Here is a 23,649-nt window from a genome sequence, read left to right on the forward strand (position 1 = left end):
GCCTTTTCAAGCGGCAAGCGACGCCATTCCCCAAACGACGAAGACGATCAGGAAAATGCCCACGAGGTCGAGCAGGATTCCGGCCTTCACCATGCGCTCGATCCTTATCCGGCCGGTGGCCCAGGCGATCGCATTGGGCCCGGTCCCGGCAGGCAGCATGAAACCCCAGCTTGCGGCGAGCGCCGCCGGCATCGCGAGCAGGACCGGGTCGGCGCCCAGCGCCACCACAAGGCTCGCCACGACAGGAATGATCCCGCTAGCCGTCGCCACGTTGCTTGCGAATTCAGTAATGAGGACAACCATCGCAACGATCGCCAGCGCCACCAGGACCAGAGGCCAGCTTTCCAGTGGCAGAAGCGCATTGCCGAGCCAGTCGGCAAGTCCGCTGGCCGACATTCCTGCCGCGAGGGCGAGGCCACCCCCGAACATCATGATGACACCCCACGGAGCCCTGTCGGCTTCCTCCCATTTCAGCATGGGGCGGCCTGTCCCGTCGGGAAGCAGGAACAGGGGCAGGCTCATGCCGATAGCGATCGTGCCGTCGGTCAGCGATCCTGCCGGCAGGTACGGTGCAATCCAGCGCTGCCCCATCCACAGCAGGAACGTCACGATGATCAGGGGGACAAGCCGCCGCTCCGCGCTGGACCATGCAGTGTGCGTGTCGATGGCCGCCCTGGCGGCGTTCGTATCGAAGGGATGTTCGGCTACGCGCTGCACGCGGGCGATCAACCATGCGGCAATCGGGATACCGGCTGCAACCACGGGTAGGCCGTAGAACGCCCAGTCTGCAAAGGTGATGCGAGTGCCGGTAAGCGTATCGAGCAGCCCCACCGCAATGGCGTTCGTGGGCGATCCGACCAGCGTACCGAGCCCGCCGATGCTGGCGGCGAATGCGATACCCATGGGGAGGGCACCGGCGAGCCCCTCCTGTTCGCTGTCGGCGAGGCCTCCGCCCGCCAGCACCGCGACTGCCATCGGCATCATGATGAGCGCCGTTGAGGTGTTGGAGATCAACATGGAAAGGATCGCTGCCGTGATCATGAAGGCAAGCAGCACGCCGGTCTGGCTGCCGGATCCGACTGCTTTGAGCAAAGCCAGTGCGAGGCGGCGATGAAGGCCGGTCCGTTCGATCGCCAGGGCGATGAATGCTCCACCCAGAATCAGGAACAGGATTGGAGAGTAATAGGCACCGGCCGTTGCCTTCGCATCCATCACTCCGGCAAAAGGCAGCACCAGGAAGGGCATCAGCGCGGTTGCCGTGAGCGGCATCGCTTCCGTCATCCACCATGCTGCCATCAGCACGACCAGCCCCGCGAGGACACCGGCTTCGCGCGACATTCCGGCGGGCAACGGCGCAAAAATGCCCGCCAGAAGGCCTAGCGCCCCGACGATCAGTCCTATGTGTTTTGCGTTCAAATCATCCCTCCACCCTCCGTGCTAACGGGGGCGGGGCATCGGGCCAAGAGATTTGATTTGCAGGCTCGCGTCAGCCGGCAGAGGGGCTTTCGACCGTTTCGGTCACGGTCTGCTCGTCCTGCTGCTCTTCCTCTTCGGCACCGATCAGGTCGCTGCCGTCGCCAGGCATGATGAAGACACGGCCGGTGCGGCCTTCCTTGCGGAGCTTTTCGTACTTCTGGGAGCGTTCAGCCAGGTAGCGCGCGACCGAGGAAGGAATGCGGAAACTGTTGGCCTGTCCATCGCTGTATACCGTGTTGTATGTCGGTTCGCGCTGGCCGCCCGCGAGATCGGCGACGGTCTCTTCGTACTGGTTGACCTTCACTTCCGACTTGGAGGCGAGCAGTTCCTTCACCTCCTCTTCCGCGTAACGCGAGAGATGCTCTTTCAGGTCTGCACCCATCTGGGGGAAGTAAAAGGGCGCTGCCTCTTCGTAGATCGCGGAAACAAGCAGGTTCTTGCCATATCCTTCGACGCCGCGGAGCGAGTTCACGAATTCATTCGCTCCTTCGAGAAGGAGACGGTCGATGTTTTCTCCGGTGTGCGCTTCGCGCTGGATTGAAGGGCTGCCCACATCGCCGCGGAAGAAGCCGTAAATGACCTTGGGATCCTTCCAGTTCGGATAGACGATCCGCGTGCGGATGTCCTTGGGGCTCATCGACACGCCGGCCACGGTGATGAACGGTGTGACATCCAGCGGACTCTTGTTCTCACCGAGCAGCAGGCGCGACGGCGCCTTGACCGGGTAATTGAGCGCGATCTGTTCGATCATCGCGACATTGTGCAGGTTGATCCAGTAAGCGAGCTGTTCGTCGCGGGGCAGGCTGGCGATGTCCAGCTGCGTCCCGATCTGCTCCAGATCCTGGCGGTATTCGGTGAAAGTCGCGATCGCAGCTTCGTCCATGAGCGAGAAGGGAATGCGGTTGCCTTCCATCCTGACACGGGAATCATGACCCCAGACACGCCGGCTGCCGAGGGTCGGGTCCGGACGGGTCGCGCCATCACGGGTCGACAGGCCCATGCGCAGCACCATGTATTGCAACGCGTCCTGCCATATCGCGTAGTCGAGCGCGGTCTGTTTCGACGGGCGAGGGACGAACTTGTCGAAATCACCAGCGGTCGCTGCCGCACTTGACGCCACGTAAGGGGTTTCCCCCTGAGCGAGTGCTGGGGCGGAAGTCGCGCAAGCTGCGAGCAGGACTGCGGAACAAATAAAGCGGTTTTTCACGGTCAATCCCTGTCGAAATAGCAATGGCTGCAATTAATACGTGGTAATGCGTTCAACGTGCCGGTGACATTACAAGCTTCTTCAATAACAAAGCCATGTGGATTGCCGATGAACCCATACCTTTCGTCGATGCAAAAAGTGCGTTCGTGGTCGACGGGCCCGCCTGAAGCAAAAAGGCGGGGCAGTCACCAAGTGACGCCCCGCCTCATAAATCCGTAAACCAAACTCGCTTACTTCGGAGCCAGCACCATCAGCATCTGGCGTCCTTCGAGGCGCGGGAAGCTTTCCACCTTGGCGATCTCTTCCACGTCGTCGCGCACGCGGTTGAGCAGGTCCATACCCAGCTGCTGGTGCGCCATTTCGCGGCCACGGAAGCGCAGCGTGCACTTCACCTTGTCGCCGTTTTCGATGAACTTCACGACATTACGCATCTTCACGTCATAGTCGTGCGTGTCGATGTTCGGGCGCATCTTGACCTCTTTGATATCCTGGGTCTTCTGCGTCTTGCGTGCGAGGTTCGCCTTTTTCTGCGCCTCGTAGCGATATTTGCCGACATCGAGGAACTTGCACACCGGCGGGTCTGCGTTGGGCGAGACTTCGACGAGATTTAGGCCCAGTTCGTTGGCCTGCTCGGTCGCTTCGCGGGTGTACATCACCCCCAGGTTTTCACCTTCGTGATCGATCACGCGGACCTTGGGGACATTGATCATGTTATCGTAGCGCGGGCCGCTTTTCACGGGCATTTGCATGCTGCGCCGGGGTGGACGGGCTATGGGGCATTCTCCTGATTCTGCCGTTTTGTGTGGTGGCTATGTAGGGAGAAACACCGCAAACCGCTAGTGGTGATAGCTATGCGGCCTTCCATAGCGGGAAACGGGCCAGTTTGCCCTTCGCCGGAACCACGGCATCGATGCGTTCGGCAGGTTGCAGCGCCTTCAGGATTGCCGGGTCTGCCGCGTTCATGCCGCCGGTGTAGGCGCCGAATGCCGGGAGTATCATTCTCCCGCTGGGTTTTCCGTCGGCGCCTTCATTCGCGCTGACGACGGCGCAGGGACGGCGGATCATCCGCTGGCGGATCTTGAGTTGGAGGCGAGGGTGGTAGTGACCCGACAGCTCCGGACGGGACTCGCCCTTCTTGGCGCGGTGGCGCAGGATTGTGCCGTTGATCTCGATCTCTTCGACTAGCGTGCCGCCGCAACGCGCCTCCATGTCGGGATCGTGGTTTCCCGTGATCCAGACCCAGTCGACGGCCTTGGTAAGAGCTTCCAGCATGCCGCAGGCGTGCGGTTCGAGCCGGGCGGAGCCTTGCGAATCGTGAAAGTTGTCGCCCAGCGTGATGACCCGCCGCGCACCGGTCTCGCGGATGGCCAGCGCCACCCGCTCCAGCGTTTCGCGGCTATCATAGGGCGGTATCATCTGGCCGTGCCCGGCGAAAAAACTGCCCTTTTCGAGGTGAAGGTCGGCGACCAGCAGCGCACGCTCGCGCGGCCAATAGAGCGCACGACCCTCCGTGAGGAGCCATTCCTCGCCAGCGAACGAAAGGGGAACCATGGCTCGCTATTGCCGTAGCTGCCTGCGAATGGCAAGGCCTCTCGCATGACCGACTGGACCGAGAACACCCAAGCAGCACGCAGCTGGTTCGAGACCCTGCGCGACCGCATCTGCGCCGAGTTCGAAGCGATCGAACGAGAAGCCGGATCGGATGCGCAGTTCCAGTACGATAGCTGGCAGCGTGAAGAAAAGGGCAACGCCGATCCCGGTGGCGGCACGCGCGGGTTGATGAAGGGCAAGGTCTTCGAGAAAGTCGGCGTCAACGTCTCCACCGTCCGGGGCAATTTCGCGCCCGAATTCGCCGGTTCGATCAATGGCGCGACGGCCGAAAATCCCGGCTTCTCCGCGACCGGCATCAGCCTCGTCGCACATATGGCCAATCCCCATGTGCCAGCGGTCCACATGAACACCCGCTTCCTGACGACCAGCAAAGCCTGGTTCGGCGGCGGTGCGGACCTCAATCCTCCACTGCCGTATGAAGAGGACACCGAGGACTTTCACGCCCGCTTCCGCGCTGCATGTGCGGCCCATAACCCGACCTATTACGACCGGTTCAAGAAATGGGCGGACGACTATTTCTACATTCCCCACCGCGGTGTGCATCGCGGGGTAGGGGGCATCTTCTACGATCACCTGGAATGCGAAGACGACGCCGCGTTCGAGCGCAATCTGGCTTTCACCAAGGATGTCGGTGAAGCTTTCCTCGACATTTTCCCGCAGCTGGTGCGCCGGCGCATGGGCAGCGAATTCGATGATGCGGACAGGCGCCAACAACTCGAATGGCGCGGCCGCTATGCCGAATTCAATCTCGTCTACGACAGGGGCACACTCTTTGGTCTCAAGACGGGCGGCAATATCGATGCCATACTGATGAGCCTGCCGCCCGAGGCGACGTGGAGCTGACTACTCGGCCGGTGAGTAAACGCGTACCCAGTCGACGAGCATTTCAACCTCGCCGCGCTTCACGGCTTCTACCGTTGCGGCGGGAATGCCCGGATAAGGTTTCTCGATACGGTTCGTCTTGAACGGATAGGCGCCGCCCATGGCGAAATTCAGGATCAGGTACTTTTCGTTGTCGAAGCGCCAGTCGCCATAGTTTTCGACCATCGGCTTGGTGACGCGGTAGAGGACGTGATCGTCGATCAGGAAATCGATCTGCGTGTCGGTCCACTCGACGGCGTAGGTATGCCATTGGGTGACATCGACGCCTTCGGGAAAGAAGAACTTGTTCACGATGGGCGTTTCGCCCGAGTAACCGGGGCCGTGAAGGGCGACGCCGATCCAGTCCTTCTCTCCGACGTACTCCATGATGTCGATCTCGCCGGTGCCAGGCCACTTGTCGTTGCCCAGAAGCCAGAATGCTGGCCAAACGCCGACATTGTCGGGCAGCTTGATGCGCGCTTCTGCCCGGCCATGCATGAAGTCGAACTTGCCCTGGCTCTCGATCCGGCCCGAAACGAAAGGCGCATTGCGATCCGCTTTCGTGTCGGCGCCGGGCTTGAAAACCGGGCGCAGGATCAGCGCGCCGCCTTCGGCACCTGCTGCATCATCCGTGAAGGCGATGACCGAAGGATCGTCGATGTAGGCCTGCTGCTCATTATTCACCCAGAAATCGGGGCCGATGACGATCCACTTGTCCCGGTCGAGCGTGCCATCGTTGAATTCGTCCGCGAAGATCAGCTCGCGCTCCGGCGCAAGTGCCTGAGCCAGCGCCTCGCCCGCGTCATGATTGTGCGCGTATGCCGCCGGCGCGGTGCCGAGCGTAAGGGCGGATGCGAGTGCTAAGGTCCAGTGGCGGGTCATAATTGCCTCTCCGAGAGTTCTGATAACGTTCACAATACGCGATCGAGTGCCTTTTGCGAGCCCCGTGGTTACGAATTCAATCCGCGGGGTGGAAAGCTGTGCCGGGATCGTGGATAGGGCGCAAGGATTTGAAATACGCGTCCAAACCGAAGGGGCGCATCCTGTTCGGAGAGTTCTATGTACCGCCTCGCATCCGGCATCGCCATCCTCCTCGCAACTGCGGCCTGCACCACGATGGAAGATCGTGACGGCATGCCTATCGTGTCAGAACCGATGGTGGCACCCATCCTCACCACGCCGGAGGCGCAGGACAATCTCACCTATGCCGAGCCCGAAAAGGCTCGCGTCACGCATGTTGCGCTCGACCTCGCGCTCGATTTCGCGGCGAAGCGCGTCGGTGGGACCGCGGAACTTCGCGTGCTTGCCGATCCCGGTGATGAAAGGCTGGTGCTCGACACCAATGGCCTTGAAATCTCGCGCGTTACGGATCACGTTGGCCGCGATCTGACATTCGAAATCGGTGAGCAGGTCGAAGAGGGAGGCAAGGGCGCTCCGCTGACCGTGATGCTCAATGGCGTACGTAACGTTCGCATCCATTACATGGCGCCTGCGGATGCCGAGGCGCTGCAATGGCTTACGCCCGAACAAACCGCCGGCGGTGAATATCCTTTCCTCTTCAGCCAAGGCCAGGCGATCCTCAATCGCACATGGATCCCGACGCAAGACAGCCCCGGTATCCGCCAGACATGGGAAGCCCGGATCACCGCGCCCAAGCCGCTCGACGTGGTGATGAGCGGGGTAGCGCAGGGCGAACCGGAAGATCTCGGTGATGGCCGCCGTGCCTTCCGCTTCGTGATGGACAAGCCGGTGCCGCCCTACCTGATCGCGATTGCAGCAGGCGACATCGATTTTCGGGCGATCGGTCCGCGCACAGGCGTCTGGGCAGAGCCCTCGGTCCTCCCGCGCGCTTATGCAGAAGTCGGCGATACCGAGGAAATGGTCGTCGCTGCCGAAGAGCTTTACGGAGAGTATCGCTGGGGCCGCTACGACATGATCGTCCTGCCGCCTGCATTCCCTTACGGGGGCATGGAAAACCCGGTCATGACCTTTCTCACCCCGACTTTCATCGCGGGTGACCGCTCGAACAACGGCCTCGTCGCACATGAACTGGCGCATAGCTGGTCGGGCAATCTCGTGACCAATGCGGTCTGGGGCGACAGCTGGCTCAACGAAGGTGTCACCACCTATTTCGAGAACCGTATCGTCGAGGCGGTGTATGGAAAAAAGCGGGCCGAGCAGGAGGCCGCGCTGATGTACGCAAATATCCAGGAAGTGTTGTCCGAGGTCGGCAATGACGCTCCGGGCACGGCTCTCAGCACCGATGGCGGATACGAGCTGGGCAGCGCAATCGCCTATGACAAGGGCGCTTTCTTCCTGCGAACGGTCGAACGCATCGTCGGGCGCGAGCGCTTCGATGCGTGGCTGCAGCAATGGTTCGACAACCACGCCTTCCAGCCCGCCACCAGCGAGATGTTCTATAACGATATGATGCAGAACCTCGTCGCTTCCGAGCAGGAGGCGAAGGCCCTGATGCTGCGCGACTGGATTTTCGCGCCGGGCTTGCCGTCCAACGTGGCCAAGCCCGATCCCGCAGCCTTCGCCGCGGTCGATGCGGCCGTAGAAGCCTATGCCGCGAGCCGGGTTATCCCAGCCGCCTACTCCGATTGGACGGCCGCCGAGCAAATGCGCTTTCTCGACAATTTGCCTGCTACTCTCTCGGCAGGGGAGCTGGCTCAACTGGATGCCAGCCTCGGTCTTTCGGGCACGGGCAATAACGAGATCCTGTTCCTCTGGCTCGAGATGGCGCTGGAAAATCGTTATGCGCCCGCCGTGCCCCTGGCCGAAGAGTTCCTTGCCCGGGTCGGACGCGCCAAGTTCGTTCGCCCGCTGTTCGGTGTTCTCTGGGACCAGGGCGATTGGGGGCGGCCTATCGCGCAGCGCATCTATGCAAAGACCCGCGACAGCTATCACGCGGTGACACGTGCGGGAGTGGACCGGGTAATGGCAGCGGACTGATTGCATCCGCTGCACGCGACGGTGCAGCCAACGCCATTGAGCGGTCCATGAACAACGATTAGGCAGCAGGTAACAGGGAGAAGCGCAATGCCCTCAAGCCTTTCCGCCCGCCTTGCCCCGATCGCGATATTACTCGCTCCGCTGGTGGCCATTCTCGCTGCTCGCCTAGCTACCCACAGCGATCTTGCCGCGCGCCATCCGCGCACCTCAGCGCTGTTGTTTCTCTGGATTGCCGCCGATGCGCTGACCCTGGCCGCGATTGCCAGGGCCCCCAAGAACCGTCCCGGGCTGAGGGCCCTCTTGGGCACGATCGCAGCAGGCTGCATTGTCGCGACAGTGGCTGGCGCAGGAACGGTGCGCGAGGCCTTGCTCGACATGCAGGCGGTCGTGCTCGCGATGGCGCTGACGGTGATCGCTTACCTCGGGTGGAGCGCTGCCGATGCGCTGCGCACTTATCGTCGCACCGGATCCGCCGAATTGGCGGCGTGCGAGGTATTGCCAGCCAATCTCGTCCGCTTCGCAATGTTCGAAAGCAGCATGATGCGCTTGGCACTCTTCAAGTGGGGCGCGCCGCCGCATGTGCCCGAAGGCGCGCAAGGCTTTGCCTATCACCGCGTGATCAACCCGATGATCGCGGCTTTCCTCGTCCTGCAACTGATCGAGATCGTCGTCGTAGATCTTCTCGTCAGCCACTGGAGCCGTCTGGCGGCGCTCGTGCTGCTGGCGCTTGGCATCTGGGGCGCGCTGTTCCTCATCGCGCTGATGAAGGGATTCCGGCTCTATCCGATCCTGCTGGACGGGGATTGCGTGCACGTGCGCGCCGGATTGCTGATCGACCTGCGTGTCCCGATCGATACAATCAAAGAGTTGGAAGCTTCGATTACCAAGGCCGAGGCAGATCGTGCGGATGTCCTCAACGCTGCGCTGTTCTCGCATCCCAATATCATCATGCGCCTGCGAACGCCCATCCGGCATGCCGGTCTGTTCGGGAAATCGCGCGAAGTACGAAGGATCGCTTTCCGGCTCGATCAGCCCGCCGCCTTCATCGAGGCACTCGAACCCCATTTGTAAGATTTTTACGTTGCATTGCAGCACGCTTTGGCCACATCGTGTGAGCCGAGATGCTGCGACAGTACGAACTTGTTGAACGGGTCAAGGAATACGACCCCGACGCCGACGAGGCGATGCTCAACCGCGCCTATGTCTACACCGTGCAGAAGCACGGCACACAGACGCGGGCCAGCGGCGATCCGTACTTCAGCCATCCGGTCGAAGTCGCAGGGCTGATGACCGATTTGCAGCTCGACCAGGAAACGATCGCAACCGCTCTCCTGCACGATACCGTCGAGGACACGCTCGCCACGATCGACGATATCGAGGCGAATTTCGGCGGCGACGTTGCGCGGCTGGTCGATGGCGTGACCAAGCTTTCCAAGATCGAACAGATGCCCGAGAACGAACGGGCTGCCGAAAACCTGCGCAAGTTCCTGCTCGCAATGAGCGAGGATATCCGCGTGCTGCTCGTCAAGCTGGGCGACCGGCTGCACAACATGCGTACGCTGCACTTCATCAAGAAGCCGGAAAAGCGCCAGCGCATCGCACGCGAAACGATGGATATCTATGCGCCGCTGGCGGAGCGCGTGGGCATGTACGAATACATGCGCGAAATGCAGATGCTGGCGTTCGAACAGCTCGAGCCGGAAGCCTACGAGACGATTACTCAGCGGCTCGACCAGATCAGGCAGGAAGACGGCGGACAGGTCGATGCCATCGCACTCGACATGAAGCACGCGCTGGCGGAAGCGGGGCTGACGGTGGAGGTTTCGGGCCGCGAGAAGCATCCCTATTCGATCTGGCGCAAGATGGCCGAACGCCACGTGTCCTTCGAACAGGTCACCGACATCATGGCCTTCCGCATCATCACGGATAACGTGGCCGACTGCTACCGGGCGATGGGGGTGTTGCACACGACGTGGCAGTTCCTGCCGGGGCGTTTCAAGGACTACATTTCTACGCCGAAAACCAACGGTTATCGCAGTCTCCATACCTCGCTGATCTACGGCAAGTCGATGCGCGTCGAAGTGCAAATCCGCACGCGAGAGATGCACCAGACGAACGAATTCGGCCTCGCTGCGCACTGGGCCTACAAGCAGGGCGACAAGCCGGACGGCCAGGTCGGCTGGCTGCGCGACCTGATCGAGATCGTCGATGCCAGCCACGATCCCGAAGAGTTGCTCGAGCATACGCGCATGGCGATCTACCAGGATCGCATTTTCGCCTTCACCCCGAAGGGCGCGCTGTTCCAGCTGCCCAAGGGGTCGACGGCGGTCGATTTCGCCTTTGCAGTACACACCGATCTGGGCGCGCAGACGGTGGGTGCGAAGATCAACGGCCGTCACATGCCGCTGCGCACACAGCTCAACAATGGCGACGTGGTCGAAATCCTGAAGGGCAAGAACGCAGAGCCGCAGATGAGCTGGCTCGGCTTCGTCGTGACGGGCAAGGCCCGTGCGGCGATCCGCCGCGCCGTTCGCCTGAAGGAACGGGCCGAAGTCGCCGAGATCGGACAGAAACTCTACGACGAGATCGCCTCGCGGGTCCCGGCCAAGATCGGCAAAAAGGCCCTTCGCGCGGCGATCGCACGGCTCGAGATGGAAGATGAGGACGACCTCTATTATGCCATCGGATCGGCAAAGATCGCCGATCGCGAAGTCATGGAGGCGCTCGTCCCCGGCTGCACCGAAGGTCTAGCCGATGACGATGCCGAATGGCTGCGCAGCGGAAAGTCGCTGTCCATCCGGGGCCTGACTCCCGGGGTCGGATACAAGCTGGCGGAATGCTGTCACCCAGTCCCCGGCGATCGCATTGTCGGTATTCGCAAACCCAATGAAGGGGTGGAGGTTCATGCCATCGATTGCCACGAACTTGCCAGCGGGATCGACACCGATTGGCTCGACCTGTCCTGGGGCAAGCGTTCGCGTGGGGCAGTCGGTCGCCTCAGGGTTACATTGTACGACCGTCCGGGTACATTGGCCGAGATGGCGGGGATTTTTGCCAAGAATGTCGTGAACGTGAAAAGCCTTGAGCAGGTGCAGCTCGACCATCCGTTCACGACTTACGAAGTCGATCTGGAGGTGCAGGATCTCGCCCACCTCACCCGTATCCTGAGCGCACTGCGCGCCAGTGACTCCGTCGCGCAGGCAGAGCGCGCATGAGTTTGCTAACCGGTATCGATCACGTCCAGCTCGCCATGCCCCATGGCGGCGAAGTTCACGCCCGCAAATTCTGGGGCGATCTGATGGGCCTGGAAGAAGTGGCAAAACCCGGCCACCTGGCCGTAAACGGTGGCTGCTGGTTCGAGGGCGAGGGCATCTCGATCCATTGCGGTGTGGAAGACGCCTTCCTTCCGGCGCGGCGTGCGCATCCTGCACTGCTGGTTGAAAATCTCGGAGCCCTTGTTGCGAAGCTCCAAGCCGCAGGGATCAAGTTCAAGCCAGGCAAGGAACTGGAAGGATATCGCCGCGGAGACGTGGACGACCCCTTCGGCAACCGCATCGAATTGATGGAAAAGCTCTAGCGCGCGGGCGGGCGGACCAGCACGGCGCGATGGCCGGGCTGGCTCAGGATCAGGCGATCGTTTTCGACCCGCATTTGCGGCGTTCCAAAAGCAAAGCGCGCGAACAATACGTCGTTCGGTTTTTCCTCACACGCCTGCAGTGTGCAGATCATGCTCCGATCCAGGGCGCCGCGCGGTTGATCCAGATCTTCGAAGCCGCACGAATTGCACCCGTCGTGAAATCCGGAAATCTCGCCCCAGCGGACGCCCAGAGAATACCCCCCATCGCTCACGTCCACTCCGTCGATCTCGACGAATTTCCACCCTCCGTCTTCTTCGGGCGCGGCCACCATGTGCCACAGGGTCTCGCCCGGCGGCAGCGTAACGTCCACGATCACCGCGACAAGCGCGATGCCGAGCCCGCCCGCGGTGAACCAAGCGAGGCGTTTGTGATGCTGGCTCCGGCTCACAGGAGCTCGAGTTCCACAGTGAGCTCATCGCCCTCGATAAGGTCTTCCCGTTTCATCACCTTCTTCGACACAAGCAGCACCCATTCCGAATCCCGGTTCTGGGGAAACACCGAAGTCTTCCAATGGGTTCCGCCGATCCGGGCGATGACCTTTACCGACCCGAAACCCCGGCGGCTGCCGAATTCAAGGCGCGAGAGGGTCTCGTGCATGGCGAAGGCCTCGGCCTCTTCGCCGGTGATCGTCACGAGGTGGTAGGTGCCCCGCTCCCCGCGCCATTGGCGCAAGGGGAGGGTGCAGGTCAGGGTTTCGCTCACTCGCCCGCGCGGCGGATGGGCACGGGGATATTGCAGATGTCCGCGCCGCCTGCCGGGACGATGAAGAACGGATCGCGGCGATTGGCGCGCGCTGCGACGTACTTGGCGAAGGTCTCTCCCTCGGTCGACAGGTACTCGAAAGTCGGGCGCTCTGCAGCAGGCAGGTCGCTTGCCACCCGGACGGTCACGATGGGCGTGCGCTTGCCGGCTTCCTCCTCGGTATAGAAACCGAGCGCTCCCGATCCGCGCGGCAGCGATGAGAGATGCTCCATCCCTTCGATGATCCGTCCGACGAGCGCGATGTTGCGGTCGAGATGACGCGGAGCGTGGCCGATCACGGTATATAGTTCCGCCCCTGATCCCGTGTCAGGCGAATAGTTGCGACCGACGCCGACCATGCCGTAGCAATGGACTGGCCAGATGCGGTCGGGACGTGAATTATTATAGGCATTTTCTCTGGCGTTACGCTTCTTCGCGGGCACGGCGGAGTTATTCCCCGCCACAGGCCAGCCCTGCGAAAAGCCGTCATAGCCTGCATAGCGGCCGAACAGGTTGACCATTTTGAGCGGCGGAGTGGAGCGGCTCTCGTGAACCTTCCCGCCGGGCTTGCCGTAGAAGCGGTAATGGCTGGCGGGTACGGTGTAGGCGCTCTCGTCCATCACCTTAAGGCCTTCCGGCAAGAGCTTGGGCTCGCCATCGGCTTCGGGATTGTCGTAATTGAGGTCGCCCCATTGGACGACGTAATTGTCCTGCACGCGGTTCACAGTGATGTCGTCGTACCAGCCTGTGCGGGCGAGAGTGCGAATGTTCTCGACCCAGCCTTGGCTGAACGGAGCCGGCATGAACTGGATTACAACCTCTCGTTCCGTCCCGTCGGACGCCGGCGCCAGGGTCATCACCAGAAGGTCTTCAGCGGGTATGGAAACCCATTCCTCGGCCTCGGCGCCCTCGACGATCTCGTTCGGCGAAGGCGCTCCGGCAGGCTCGTCCTGCGCTGCGAGCGGAGAGGTCCATGAAGCGGAAAGAGCGAACGCTGCGGCAAGCGAAATCAAAGGTTTGTTCATGGGCTCGAAGCCTGCCACGCAATCGGGCAAACAAAAAGCCCCTTTTCGCACGTTTTGAGGGGCGAAAAGGGGCTCTGAAGCGATGGTCGCAGGGAATGCAATTCCGCGCACCATCGCGACTTGGGGGGTGGTGAAGTTGCAACGAGCGCCCCGCGCTCGGGTTCCAACGGTTCGTCGCAAATTTTCACGGCTGGAGAAAATGGCGGAGCAGGAGGGATTCGAACCCTCGATACGGGGTTACCGTATACACACTTTCCAGGCGTGCGCCTTCGACCACTCGGCCACTGCTCCGCGCTCTCGAACGGGCTTCCCTAAAGCGCGTATGGCAAGGGAGCGGCGTCAAGAAGGCGCGCCTCTAGCGGTCTTGGCAGCGTGGTGCAAGCAGGCAAACGCCCATGCTTCACGCAGGCGCTCGTCAGTGGGTGAGTTTGCGACGCATGCGGTAACGCCCGTTTTCGAATTGCTCGAAATACTGGTGCACGTCCGGGTGCGAGACCGGACCGGTGAGTGCATCGTTCACCAGGTTCTGTTGGCTCACGTAAGCGACGTAATCGCTCTCGTCGCTCTCTGCCAGCAGGTGGTAAAAGGGCTGGTTGCGGTCCGGACGAATTTCCTCGGGGATCGACGAATACCATTCCTCGCTATTGGCGAAGACGGGATCGATGTCGAAAATGACGCCGCGGAAATCGAAGGTCTTGTGTTTGACGACATCGCCGATGGCGAAGCGTGTCTTGATTCGGCGTGGCGCCTCGAGAGTGCGACCTGCCTGGGCGGAGAAAAACAAAGTCCTGTCCATGTCACGAGAGGATATGGGAAGTTCCCGCCGACGAACAAGCCTCGCCCCGCGTCCGTCCCCCGTTTTCTGGTCCGAAAGGACTTGGCAAGCCTGACGCACACGGCTAATGGCCCCCTCGCTTCGACCGAGGCCCGAGGGCCCATCAGGCACACCCGACATGCGGAGAGGTGGCAGAGAGGTCGAATGCGCCGCACTCGAAATGCGGTATACGGGCAACCGTATCGTGGGTTCGAATCCCACCCTCTCCGCCACGTCGCCCCCAACCCCTTGAATTCGTGAAACGCGTTGCAAATCAGCGGATTTGATGCATAAATCTGCTACAGATCTTGCTACAAAGTGATGCGGAATGTCGACGGCCAAAAGAGTGGATGGACACCGCTATTTTTACTCGCGGGGCGGCAGGTTTATTTTCCGGAGAAGCGTACCTAAGGACGCCACTGATGCCTTCGGCAAGACCGAGGTCGTCACTACGCTGAAGGCGCAAACTAAATCGGCGGCACTGATCGAGTTGGCCGAACATGTCGCTGAATTTGAGAGAACGCTAATCCGAGCGAGAACGCAGCAGGCTCATGCCGAACTCTCTGCTGATATCGGCAGGGAGGTTTTGGAGCGAGCGGTGCGTAGTTGGTTTGCAGAGAGACAAGGTCGTTTCCAAGAAGAGTTGCTGCGCGCGCGCTCTAACGAGGACCGAAAGGCTCGCTTGCTTGAGCTTGATGCCTATGAAGGGACCGCTCGGGAGGTAGTGCGGGGGGAGCAAGGCAACAACTTGATAGCGAGGTGGATTTCCCAAGCGATTTGCGAGCGTGAAGGATGGGAATTTGAGCCTGGCTCGTTCCAGTCCCGGCAGTTGATGCAAATTGTCGCGCGAGGACAACTTGAAGCGTCACGACGAGAACGCGAAGATCTTGAGGGGCTGCCCCGAAGCTCCGGTGACATCACCTTCTCACCCGAGGCATACGATCATGATAACACAATTCGAAGGTCAAATGATCGCGAGACCCGATTAACTCTGTTGTTTGAGGCCTACGTCGCCGAGCGGCGCCCAGCGGCCTCTACCGTCAAATCATTTAGGCAAAAGATCGCGTCTTTCGTGGCATTTCTGGGTCACGATAATGCGGAAAACGTCACTCCAGCCGACATAGTCGCATGGAAGAATGAGTTGTTGGGCCGAGGCAACGGAAAGGGTTCAACCCTCTCGGCGAAAACCGTCAACGATACGTATCTTTCAATCATAAGAACTGTCTTCAACTGGGGTTATGAAAACGAGAAGGTTGGAGCCAATCCGGCTAGTCGCGTGAAGGTGCGAGCCCCTCGAAAAATCAGCACACGATCAAAGGCGCTCAACGATCACGAGGCAAAATCTATCCTCCGAGCCTCGCTACGTTCTCCGGCAAGGAAGTTGTCTACCGAGAGGGCCTTCGCCCAACGCTGGGTGCCATGGCTCTGCGCTTACACTGGCGCACGTGTGAACGAGATAACGCAACTGCGTGCGGAAGATTTCACTGAGATTGATGGGGTCAAAGTTCTCGAAATTACCCCGGAAGCCGGCAGCGTAAAGAACTATGAAGCTCGCGTCGTTCCCATCCATCCTCATCTGATTGAGCAAGGATTGTGGGACGAGGTCCGAAGAAAGACTGGCCCCCTCTTCTATGACCCTTCGAGGCATCGCGGAGGCTCAGAGGGTAATCCGCAATCGAAGAAGGTCGGGGAACATCTCGCAAGATGGGTGCGTGGCCTCGGGGTTGATCATCCAGAAGTTCAGCCGAACCACGGCTGGAGACATAGGTTCAAGTCCGTGGCACGGAATGTCGCAATGTCGCCGGAAATTCGGGATGCCATTCAAGGTCACGCACCGAGAACGGAGGGCGAGGCTTACGGTGATATTTCACCCCAGGCCATGTTCAGAGAGATCAGCAAATTGCCCAGATACGACGTGTAGGGTGCTTTCCCTCATCGGTCTCGCGCACGCGCGCGCGTGAGGGTTCAGAATTGGCACGAAACGGCCCTTTTCTAAGGGCTCACTGCAGTTGAGCTGGTAGCAGAAGGGGTAAAATGCGCGGAAGCGAAGGTGTTACGGCAGGTAAATATTTATGACATAACATAATGTTTTTGCTAATATATTTCCAGACCTTGAGGCGGAAATATGAACGAATATCGCAAGCGCGTAAAAAAGTTGGAAGAGATCGGGCGCATCAGGCTGTCGCGAAATTTCTGGTTGCGGGAATTCCTGCATTCCGAGATCGCAGCGGTGCACGGCATCACTAACAAACCCGATGACCTCGAACTTGCGGTCGCGGCAGGTAGTCGGCTGTGTAAAGAGCTATTGGAGCCGTTGCATCAAACATTTGGCTCGGTGCGCATTCGGTCCGGATACCGTTCGTGGGAATTGAACGCGCTAGGTCACCGTCTGGGTCTTGGATGTGCCAGCAACGAGAAAAACCGTGCTGCGCACATTTGGGACCGGAGAGATGTGGAGGGTCGCATGGGAGCGACCGCCTGCATAGTCATCCCGTGGTTTGCTGATTATCTAGAAGGCGGCGGTGACTGGCGCGCGATGGCGTCATGGCTCTACGACCACATTCCGTTCGCGTCCGTCACATTCTTCCAACGGCTTGGTGCATTCAACCTTCAATGGCGGGAAGAGCCTGAACGGACAGTTCGAAGCTGGAGGCAGCCGAAGGGCAAACTGGTCTTAGGAGACAGCCTTTACCCTTCATCGGTCAGGAAGGCCTACTCGCAGTTTCCACCCTTCTGCGGTTAGCGCCCAAAGGAAGGCCGGTGGAACGTGGGGAGGCCCATCCGTCTTATGAGATCGAAATCAATTAAGCGGGCGTAGTCCACGCCCTCAACTTCGTCTGCAGCTTTATGGAGGCGCAGCTCCAGTTGCGTGTGCCAGTCATCAATCTCGCGGAAACCAGAAAAGCGATCGCGAATGACCGCCTCTGCGTCGCGCAAGCATTCATAGCCCTTTGCGATGTCGTCTTGCACAGCGGTGTCGATCGCGTCTTCCATATCCGACCAAGCCCGATGGCTCATCTGAACCGAGATGTTCTGGCTCTGCGTGCTGATGAAATAAGAGAGGAAATCAAATCCTTCTTCTGGCTCTACGCATCCAGGATGATCGCGCAGATCGAATGGACCTGCAGGGTGCTCCGCGAAATAGTCGCGGCATAAGGCGATAATTGCCGAGAGCGTCTGACCATCCTGCGCCGCTAGAAACAGGTTGTCCCCGTAAAGAGCTGCGTGGCAATCGTGGGGCGCGATATGCGCGGCCAAGCTGTTAAACAGTGTAGCCAGAATGATGCTGGACGAAGGCAAACCTTGCAGCAGTCCCTGAGGTCCATTCCACCTGCGTGCTTCCGGTCCATGAGAGTATACACAAGAGTGCGATACTCCCTGTTCCCGGAACGTGAGATTGCGATAGTCGAGACAGTTCCCGATTACCAACCTCGGCAAGGGAAGCAGGTCGTATAGGCTGTTGATCGAAACGGACTGATAGCAGTCTCGAACGTCCCCAATGAAACAGTGGCTATAGCCCGCTTCCAGTGCTTCTTTGATGGCGATAATCGCGTAATCGCGACCACGCCCCCTAATATCATAAATGTGATGTCCTGGCTGAAGCCGCGCTTCCAAAACATCCTTGATCAGATAAGAACAGGCGGCGAGAGATGGCGGTGGCGAACATATGGGGCGACGCCCCCAACCAGAGCTTTTCGCCCGCCATTCAAACCGAACCTCACCGGCATTGACTTCGAAGGGATTGGTCTGTGCAGTGAGGAGTGTCACCGCCTCATCACTGGCTTGAGCAGGAAGGGCGCGCATTGCTGCCCAAGCGCGCAGATCGTCTTTGTTCAGGTATGCAATCGTTCTGCGGTAAAGACGAGAAAGCCGACCTGCGTCCGTCAGGCTTCGAAGCTCTTGCTGGAGCAATTTTGCTTTACGCGAGAGACGGCTGATCTCGCGGCGGCGTGCCAAGGTGTGAGGGTCAGGAGGAAGTACCACTCACTGAAAATTGGGGGTCGCAAATGATTCGTCAATAAAAACATTTTGCAACTGGTGCAACTGAATGAAATACGAGAAAACATTCTTAATTGACGAAGCTTTTGATTTATCACACTCCAATTTTTCATTCATAGAGAGGCGATTTTTCAGATTATTTCCCGGCAGGCGGCGCCCCATCGCGCAGTTGAAATATGGAAGGCGGCGATGAGCGGCCTTCACCGGGGTTCTAGGATTTATGCAACGCGTTGCACTTATCGACGTGGCGCCAGGCGGAAGTTTACCGTGATCATGGCGGCGGCATCGGTATCATAAGTTGTAAGTTTTGAAGGGCGTAGCAATTCATGCCTGGCCTGCATCAAAAGATATAAATTGCCTTTTTTGAAGATGCCTCTAAAATAGTGGTATGTTTTGAAGCGGAGCAGTCGGAATGAGCCGCATTGCGTATTTTCGAGTTTCTACAGGCGGGCAGAGCATCGAAGGGCAGCGCGAAGCGCTGACTGGGCCGTTCGACCGCGAGTTTGTTGACGAAGGGGTTGGTGGTGGGACTCTGGCTGCTTCCCGACCTGGGTTCTCACAATTGCTGTCTTACATCCGCGAGGGAGATACTCTTTGTGTGTTTGCTCTTGATAGGCTGGGGCGAGATGCGCTCGATGTACAGACGACGGTTCGAGAGTTACTCCAGCAAGGCGTTACGATTGAAGTGAGAGGGCTGGGTCAAATCGGCAAAGGAGTGGGAGAACTAATTGTCGCGGTGCTCGCGCAAATTGCCGACATGGAGCGTGAACGAATTCGAGAGCGCTGTGAGGCCGGCCGTGCTGCTGCGCGGAAGTCCATCCGTGAAACAGGCAAGACGCACAGAGGTAAGTCTAGTCTAGGGCGACCCCTCGCAGGCAACCCAGCCGAAGTTAGGCAATGGCGGATAGATACTGGCGCTTCCATTCGGCAAACAATGGAAAAATTTAGCCTCTCCAAGTCAACGGTTGAGCGGTATTGTTCGTCCGGGAGCACCAAAAGACCTTAGGTGCGGAGCTTGCTTCGCTGCTCTCTGCGTATAACGACGTGGCAATGCTGCAACGCGTTGCACCGAGGTCGGACTTTCACACCCCCGCTCTTGCGTAGGCCGTATCCCTCTCCTTGGGTTACGCACAAATTCAGATTACCAAATCAGTGACATAGCCAGAGATCAGCGTCACTAGGTCGTCCGATTGCGGATTGGGGAAGCTTGTGCTTACAGAACGACACAAAGAAATTGCGGGGACAATCTGGGAAATCGCCAATCGGTTGCGCGGGCCCTATCGTCCCCCTCAATACCGCTTGGTCATGCTGCCAATGGTTGTGCTCCGGCGCTTCGATTGCGTTCTTGAGCCAACCAAAGACGCCGTTGTCGCCGAGTACAAGCGATTGCTCGCGGCAAACACGCCCGAGCGCGCCATCCCCCGGCTGCTTACCAAGATCGTCGACCCCAACCGCACGCAACCGCTCTACAACACGAGCGCCTTCACCTTTGAAAAGCTGTTGGGCGACAGCGAGAACATCGCGCCCAACCTCGTTTCCTACATCAACGGCTTTTCGCCCACTGCCCAGCGCATCTTCGAGAAGTTCAAGTTCAGCGAGCAGATTGAGAAGCTCGACGCGAGCAACCGCCTTTACAACATCGTCAAGGCAATGGCCGATCCCAAAGTCGATCTACATCCTGACCGGATCAGCAACATCGAAATGGGCTACATCTTTGAGCACCTTGTCATGCGCTTCAATGAACAGGCGAATGAGGAGGCCGGGGATCACTTCACGCCGCGCGAGGTAATCCGCCTGATGACCAGCCTCGTCTACACCGGCGAGAAGGATGTCTACAAACCGGGCGTTTATCGGGAAATTTATGATCCTGCCTGCGGGACGGGCGGGATGCTCTCAATTTCTGAGGAAATGATCCTAGCGGGCAACGAGCGCGCAAAGCTGGGCCTCTTCGGTCAGGAATATAACGATGAAAGTTGGGCAATATGCTGCTCGGATATGCTCATCAAGGACGAGGAGACCGACAACATCAAGCTCGGCGATACGCTGGGTGACGGGAAGACGTTCGACGGATTTCCGGAAAAGAAGTTCCATTACATGCTCGCCAACCCGCCTTTCGGCGTGGAGTGGAAAGATCAGAAGGATGTGGTTGAGAAGGAGCACAAGGATTGGGGCTTTTCGGGACGGTTCGGAGCGGGTCTTCCCGCGATCAATGACGGGTCGTTCCTGTTCCTCCAGCACATGATTTCCAAGATGCACCCCCATGCTGGGGGGGATGACAACCAGCCGGGATCGAAGATCGCCGTAATTTTCAACGGCTCGCCACTATTCAGCGGCGATGCTGGCTCCGGCCCGTCGAATATCCGGCGCTGGATCATCGAAAACGACTGGCTCGATGCGATTGTCGCGCTGCCCGATCAGCTTTTCTACAACACCGGCATTTTTACCTACATTTGGCTCGTCACGAACCGGAAAGCGCTAGAGCGGCGCGGCAAGGTGCAGTTGATCGATGGCACCCGTTTCTTCGACAAGATGAAGAAGAGCCTCAACAACAAGCGCAACGAATTGAGCGAAGAGCACATCCGCCACCTGACCGAAATCTACGGCAGGTTTGAGGATGGCGAGGAAGCCAAGGTCTGCATCGATGAAAAGAAGGACGTTTGGGAAAAGCGCGTAGTCAGCCGCATCTTCGACAATCACGAGTTCGGCTTCCTCAAGGTCGTGGTTGAGCGACCGCTTCGGCTCAATCTGGAAGCCTCGCCAGAGCGGATCGCCCGGCTGGATGAGCAGACAGCCTTCGCCAATCTCTCGGTATCCAAGAAGCGCAAGGATGCCGCCCTGATCGAAAAGGAAGAGGCGGCTGGCCGGGAGCAACAGGAGGCCGTTCGTGCCGTCCTGAAAGCGCTCGAAGGCAAAGGGCGCTACATGGACCGCGCGGATTTCGATGCCGATCTGGCGGTGGCTGCCAAGCGGGCCGGTGTGAAATTGTCCGCACCCATCAAGAAAGCGATCATCGCTGCGCTGGGCGAACGCGATCCGAAGGCGGAGATTTGTCGGGACAGCAAGGGAAGGCCAGAGCCAGACAGCGAACTCAGGGATACAGAGAATATCCCGCTGCCCGCCTATGCGCGTCTTCCTGACGCCTTCGCTGAGAAGGTCGCACAATCCGCCAATGCCGCGCATAGCGGGGTGAAGCTGCCGATCTTCTTCGGCCCAGACCGCCCCAATGAAGACCTGGTCAAAGCCATGCGCGGCACCATCGATGCCTATATGGCTGTGGAGGTCTTGCCGCATGTGGACGATGCTTGGGTGGACTACACTAAGACCAAGGTCGGTTACGAAATTCCCATCAACCGGCACTTTTACGTCTACCAGCCGCCGCGCCCGATAGATGATATTGAGCGAGAAATTTCGGATTTAGAGGGTGAAATCGCGTCGCTGCTCAAAGGGTTGGTGGCGTGAGCTATTTCCAGAGAAGCGAAGAACTGCCGGAATGGGTTGGTTCTCCGCCTAGAGATTGGAAGACCGACTGGCTCAAGTGGAACGTCCAGCGGTTAGCGCTGCGGCCTACTGAAGATGAAGTCGAAACACTGCCCTATATTTCAAATGAGGATATTTCCTCATGGACCGGCAAGCTCTTGGTGGACGATCCTCAACCCACGGAGGCGGACAGCCGCAAGTTTTGGAATGACGATGTCTTGTTCAACAAACTTCGGCCCTACCTCGCCAAGGTCTATCTTGCCGATTTTGATGGCCTCAGTTCAGGTGAATTGCTTTGCCTTCGAGGCGGTTCTTCCGTTGATCCCAAATTCTTGTTCTATGTGCTTAGCTCAAAAGCATTTGTCGATGCTGTGAACGCTGAGACGTTTGGATCGAAGATGCCCCGCGCAGATTGGGAAATTGTTGGGCACCAGCCGCTACCACTCCCGCCGCTCGATACTCAGAAGCGCATTACCAAGTTCCTCGATCAAAAGACCGCTCAAATCGATGCTCTGATCGAGAAGAAGCAGGCTCTATTGGAGCGGCTCGCCGAGAAGCGTCAGGCGGTAATCACGCAGGCCGTCACCAAGGGCTTGAACCCTGATGCGCCAATGAAAGACAGCGGCATCAAATGGTTCGGCCAAATCCCCGCACATTGGGAGGTTAAACGGCTCAATGGCTTTTGCGACTTTCAATCCGGCAAGGCTCATGAGCCGTTCATCGATCCAGATGGGGCCTTTGTTTGTGTGAATGCCCGCTTTATCTCTACCGATGGACAAGCGGTTAAGATGTGCTCTGAAAACCTCTGTCCGGCCAAGCTCGGCGACATTTTAATGGTCATGAGCGATCTTCCAAACGGACGTGCATTGGCCCGCTCATTTCTCGTCGACGAGAAAGCAGAGTATGCTGTTAATCAACGAGTTTGCCGCATCCGCCCACACACTGGAAACTCCACTTACCTCTCGCATCAACTGAACAGGAATTTGCAGCTTCTCGCGCACAATGACGGTAAAGAGCAGACGCACTTATCCAATTCGGCATTTCTTCACCTGAAGTTGCTTTTCCCTCCACCAGACGAGCAAGCCGAGATAGCGGAAGCGGTTACCAACTTTGAAGCTAGTGCTCGAGTTTCTGAGCAAGCTATCGAACGATCGGGAACGCTCCTTCAAGAATATAGGGCAACCCTGATCACAGCAGCAGTCACTGGGCAAATTGAGGGGCTTCAGTGACAATATCGGCGAGCGCCTACTTCAATCACCTCCTGGCCTACCTCAACGACGAGTATGTCGTCTCTGATGGGTCAGAGGGGAAAGTCGTTCTGGAGGAGGAATATTTCGCTCCGGAAGGCACAAAGCCTCTGACAAGGGTTGTTGAGTTGGCCCTCCCATCGCAGGGCATCGGCTTCAAACTGGATCAAAGCGACTTCGAAGCATCCACCAAGAAGCGGGCTAAACCGGCCCTTTTCCATTTCCTCGATGACAACGCCAAGCCATGGTCGAGGCGCTGCGATTTCGTGGTGTTTTGGCGGAATGGCAACGCGCTTCGTGCCGACCTGATCGAGTTCAAATCCAAGGGTATCCAGCACGACAAGATCGTTCCCCAGTTGAACGCTGGTTTGTGCTGGTGCCGCAGCCTCAAGCATACAATCGAGCATTACACCGGCTACAAGAAGAAGATCGTGGCTCGGAAATTTGTCTTTAGCTCCAATCAGGAACCGGAAGCCTTCCTCGATGCGAACCGGCAATTGAACGCCGATGTCTCGGTGCGCTTCTACCATTATGACGAACTGGCGAGCATGCAGATCGGTGATCTGCAAAACCAATCGGAGGTTGTGGTCTAGGC

General features: G+C 58.8%; 21 protein-coding genes and 2 tRNA genes. 12 read left to right on the plus strand and 11 right to left on the minus strand.

The features are described from left to right. Positions 1-6 precede the first annotated feature (6 nt). From BM173_RS04620 to pdeM, 4 genes are all read right to left on the minus strand, one after another. Positions 7-1,416 (minus strand): SLC13 family permease, encoded by a 1,410-nt coding sequence (locus BM173_RS04620; protein WP_090477730.1) that lies wholly within the window; start codon positions 1,414-1,416, stop codon positions 7-9. A gap of 70 nt (positions 1,417-1,486) precedes the next feature. Continuing rightward, the gene (locus BM173_RS04625) at positions 1,487-2,596 is read right to left on the minus strand and encodes a DUF547 domain-containing protein (protein WP_090477733.1); all 1,110 of its coding nucleotides are present in this window, start codon (positions 2,594-2,596) and stop codon (positions 1,487-1,489) included. A gap of 317 nt (positions 2,597-2,913) precedes the next feature. Continuing rightward, positions 2,914-3,432 (minus strand): translation initiation factor IF-3, encoded by a 519-nt coding sequence (gene infC, locus BM173_RS04630; protein WP_090477735.1) that lies wholly within the window; start codon positions 3,430-3,432, stop codon positions 2,914-2,916. A gap of 100 nt (positions 3,433-3,532) precedes the next feature. Then, positions 3,533-4,234: a ligase-associated DNA damage response endonuclease PdeM gene (pdeM, locus tag BM173_RS04635; RefSeq protein ID WP_090477738.1), complete on the minus strand. Its 702-nt coding sequence runs from the start codon at positions 4,232-4,234 to the stop codon at positions 3,533-3,535. Between the two features lie 45 nt (positions 4,235-4,279). Between pdeM and hemF the strand changes: the two genes are divergently transcribed. Continuing rightward, the gene (gene hemF / locus BM173_RS04640) at positions 4,280-5,137 is read left to right on the plus strand and encodes an oxygen-dependent coproporphyrinogen oxidase (protein ID WP_090477741.1); all 858 of its coding nucleotides are present in this window, start codon (positions 4,280-4,282) and stop codon (positions 5,135-5,137) included. Here hemF and BM173_RS04645 read toward each other — a convergent pair whose 3' ends face one another. Further along, positions 5,138-6,037, minus strand: coding sequence for a glycoside hydrolase family 16 protein (locus tag BM173_RS04645; RefSeq protein WP_090477744.1), 900 nt, complete (start codon positions 6,035-6,037; stop codon positions 5,138-5,140). Positions 6,038-6,214: 177 nt separating this feature from the next. Between BM173_RS04645 and BM173_RS04650 the strand changes: the two genes are divergently transcribed. The 4 genes from BM173_RS04650 (at position 6,215) to BM173_RS04665 (ending at position 11,690) form a co-directional block, all read left to right on the plus strand. Further along, positions 6,215-8,113, plus strand: coding sequence for a M1 family metallopeptidase (locus BM173_RS04650; protein ID WP_090477747.1), 1,899 nt, complete (start codon positions 6,215-6,217; stop codon positions 8,111-8,113). Between the two features lie 87 nt (positions 8,114-8,200). After that, positions 8,201-9,184, plus strand: a complete 984-nt coding sequence (locus BM173_RS04655; protein WP_143089568.1) for a hypothetical protein — start codon at positions 8,201-8,203, stop codon at positions 9,182-9,184. 50 nt (positions 9,185-9,234) lie between these two features. Continuing rightward, entirely contained in the window at positions 9,235-11,328 is a 2,094-nt protein-coding gene (locus BM173_RS04660; protein WP_090477753.1) for a RelA/SpoT family protein, read from the plus strand. Next, the gene (locus tag BM173_RS04665; protein ID WP_090477756.1) at positions 11,325-11,690 is read left to right on the plus strand and encodes a VOC family protein; all 366 of its coding nucleotides are present in this window, start codon (positions 11,325-11,327) and stop codon (positions 11,688-11,690) included. The genes BM173_RS04660 and BM173_RS04665 overlap by 4 nt, the downstream gene beginning before the upstream one ends. Here BM173_RS04665 and BM173_RS04670 read toward each other — a convergent pair. The 5 genes from BM173_RS04670 to hspQ all read right to left on the minus strand — a co-directional run bounded on the left by BM173_RS04670 (position 11,687) and on the right by hspQ (position 14,313). Beyond that, positions 11,687-12,139, minus strand: coding sequence for an META domain-containing protein (locus BM173_RS04670; protein ID WP_090477758.1), 453 nt, complete (start codon positions 12,137-12,139; stop codon positions 11,687-11,689). The genes BM173_RS04665 and BM173_RS04670 overlap by 4 nt on opposite strands. Further along, positions 12,136-12,453 (minus strand): DUF1905 domain-containing protein, encoded by a 318-nt coding sequence (locus BM173_RS04675; protein ID WP_090477761.1) that lies wholly within the window; start codon positions 12,451-12,453, stop codon positions 12,136-12,138. The genes BM173_RS04670 and BM173_RS04675 overlap by 4 nt, the downstream gene beginning before the upstream one ends. After that, entirely contained in the window at positions 12,450-13,517 is a 1,068-nt protein-coding gene (locus BM173_RS04680; protein WP_090478517.1) for a peptidylprolyl isomerase, read from the minus strand. Before BM173_RS04680 ends, BM173_RS04675 begins: the two co-directional genes overlap by 4 nt. A gap of 200 nt (positions 13,518-13,717) precedes the next feature. Beyond that, a tRNA-Ser gene (locus tag BM173_RS04685) sits at positions 13,718-13,808 on the minus strand. 124 nt (positions 13,809-13,932) lie between these two features. Beyond that, positions 13,933-14,313, minus strand: a complete 381-nt coding sequence (gene hspQ, locus BM173_RS04690) for a heat shock protein HspQ (protein ID WP_090477763.1) — start codon at positions 14,311-14,313, stop codon at positions 13,933-13,935. 161 nt (positions 14,314-14,474) lie between these two features. Here hspQ and BM173_RS04695 point away from each other — a divergent pair. From BM173_RS04695 to BM173_RS04705, 3 genes are all read left to right on the plus strand, one after another. Further along, a tRNA-Ser gene (locus tag BM173_RS04695) sits at positions 14,475-14,564 on the plus strand. A 95-nt stretch (positions 14,565-14,659) separates the two neighbouring features. Next, complete coding sequence (locus BM173_RS04700; RefSeq protein WP_090477766.1) at positions 14,660-16,252, plus strand: DUF6538 domain-containing protein; 1,593 nt, start codon at positions 14,660-14,662, stop codon at positions 16,250-16,252. 204 nt (positions 16,253-16,456) lie between these two features. After that, positions 16,457-17,074: a hypothetical protein gene (locus tag BM173_RS04705; protein WP_090477769.1), complete on the plus strand. Its 618-nt coding sequence runs from the start codon at positions 16,457-16,459 to the stop codon at positions 17,072-17,074. Here BM173_RS04705 and BM173_RS14400 read toward each other — a convergent pair. Next, positions 17,071-18,288, minus strand: coding sequence for a hypothetical protein (locus tag BM173_RS14400; protein ID WP_143089569.1), 1,218 nt, complete (start codon positions 18,286-18,288; stop codon positions 17,071-17,073). The two genes, BM173_RS04705 and BM173_RS14400, sit on opposite strands and share 4 nt — an antisense overlap. Before the next feature lie 454 nt (positions 18,289-18,742). Between BM173_RS14400 and BM173_RS04715 the strand changes: the two genes are divergently transcribed. From BM173_RS04715 to BM173_RS04730, 4 genes are all read left to right on the plus strand, one after another. Beyond that, a complete protein-coding gene (locus tag BM173_RS04715; protein WP_090477775.1) occupies positions 18,743-19,336 on the plus strand; it encodes a recombinase family protein in 594 nt (197 codons plus the stop codon). A gap of 203 nt (positions 19,337-19,539) precedes the next feature. Continuing rightward, positions 19,540-21,789: a type I restriction-modification system subunit M gene (locus tag BM173_RS04720; protein ID WP_090478520.1), complete on the plus strand. Its 2,250-nt coding sequence runs from the start codon at positions 19,540-19,542 to the stop codon at positions 21,787-21,789. Next, positions 21,786-23,036, plus strand: coding sequence for a restriction endonuclease subunit S (locus BM173_RS04725; protein WP_090477778.1), 1,251 nt, complete (start codon positions 21,786-21,788; stop codon positions 23,034-23,036). Before BM173_RS04720 ends, BM173_RS04725 begins: the two co-directional genes overlap by 4 nt. Further along, on the plus strand, positions 23,033-23,647 hold the full coding sequence (locus tag BM173_RS04730) for a hypothetical protein (protein WP_090477780.1): 615 nt from the start codon (positions 23,033-23,035) through the stop codon (positions 23,645-23,647). The genes BM173_RS04725 and BM173_RS04730 overlap by 4 nt, the downstream gene beginning before the upstream one ends. Positions 23,648-23,649: the final 2 nt, after the last annotated feature.

This window comes from Qipengyuania nanhaisediminis, from assembly GCF_900115585.1.
Lineage (GTDB): Bacteria > Pseudomonadota > Alphaproteobacteria > Sphingomonadales > Sphingomonadaceae > Qipengyuania > Qipengyuania nanhaisediminis.

Excerpts from the sequence above, each read along its gene's own strand:
- infC (WP_090477735.1), bottom strand. The coding sequence starts at position 3,432 with ATGCAAATGCCCGTGAAAAGCGGCCCGCGCTACGATAACATGATCAAT.
- pdeM (WP_090477738.1), bottom strand. The coding sequence starts at position 4,234 with ATGGTTCCCCTTTCGTTCGCTGGCGAGGAATGGCTCCTCACGGAGGGT.
- hemF (WP_090477741.1), top strand. The coding sequence starts at position 4,280 with ATGACCGACTGGACCGAGAACACCCAAGCAGCACGCAGCTGGTTCGAG.
- BM173_RS04645 (WP_090477744.1), bottom strand. The coding sequence starts at position 6,037 with ATGACCCGCCACTGGACCTTAGCACTCGCATCCGCCCTTACGCTCGGC.
- BM173_RS04650 (WP_090477747.1), top strand. The coding sequence starts at position 6,215 with ATGTACCGCCTCGCATCCGGCATCGCCATCCTCCTCGCAACTGCGGCC.
- BM173_RS04655 (WP_143089568.1), top strand. The coding sequence starts at position 8,201 with ATGCCCTCAAGCCTTTCCGCCCGCCTTGCCCCGATCGCGATATTACTC.
- BM173_RS04660 (WP_090477753.1), top strand. The coding sequence starts at position 9,235 with ATGCTGCGACAGTACGAACTTGTTGAACGGGTCAAGGAATACGACCCC.
- BM173_RS04665 (WP_090477756.1), top strand. The coding sequence starts at position 11,325 with ATGAGTTTGCTAACCGGTATCGATCACGTCCAGCTCGCCATGCCCCAT.
- BM173_RS04680 (WP_090478517.1), bottom strand. The coding sequence starts at position 13,517 with ATGAACAAACCTTTGATTTCGCTTGCCGCAGCGTTCGCTCTTTCCGCT.
- hspQ (WP_090477763.1), bottom strand. The coding sequence starts at position 14,313 with ATGGACAGGACTTTGTTTTTCTCCGCCCAGGCAGGTCGCACTCTCGAG.
- BM173_RS04700 (WP_090477766.1), top strand. The coding sequence starts at position 14,660 with ATGTCGACGGCCAAAAGAGTGGATGGACACCGCTATTTTTACTCGCGG.
- BM173_RS04705 (WP_090477769.1), top strand. The coding sequence starts at position 16,457 with ATGAACGAATATCGCAAGCGCGTAAAAAAGTTGGAAGAGATCGGGCGC.
- BM173_RS04715 (WP_090477775.1), top strand. The coding sequence starts at position 18,743 with ATGAGCCGCATTGCGTATTTTCGAGTTTCTACAGGCGGGCAGAGCATC.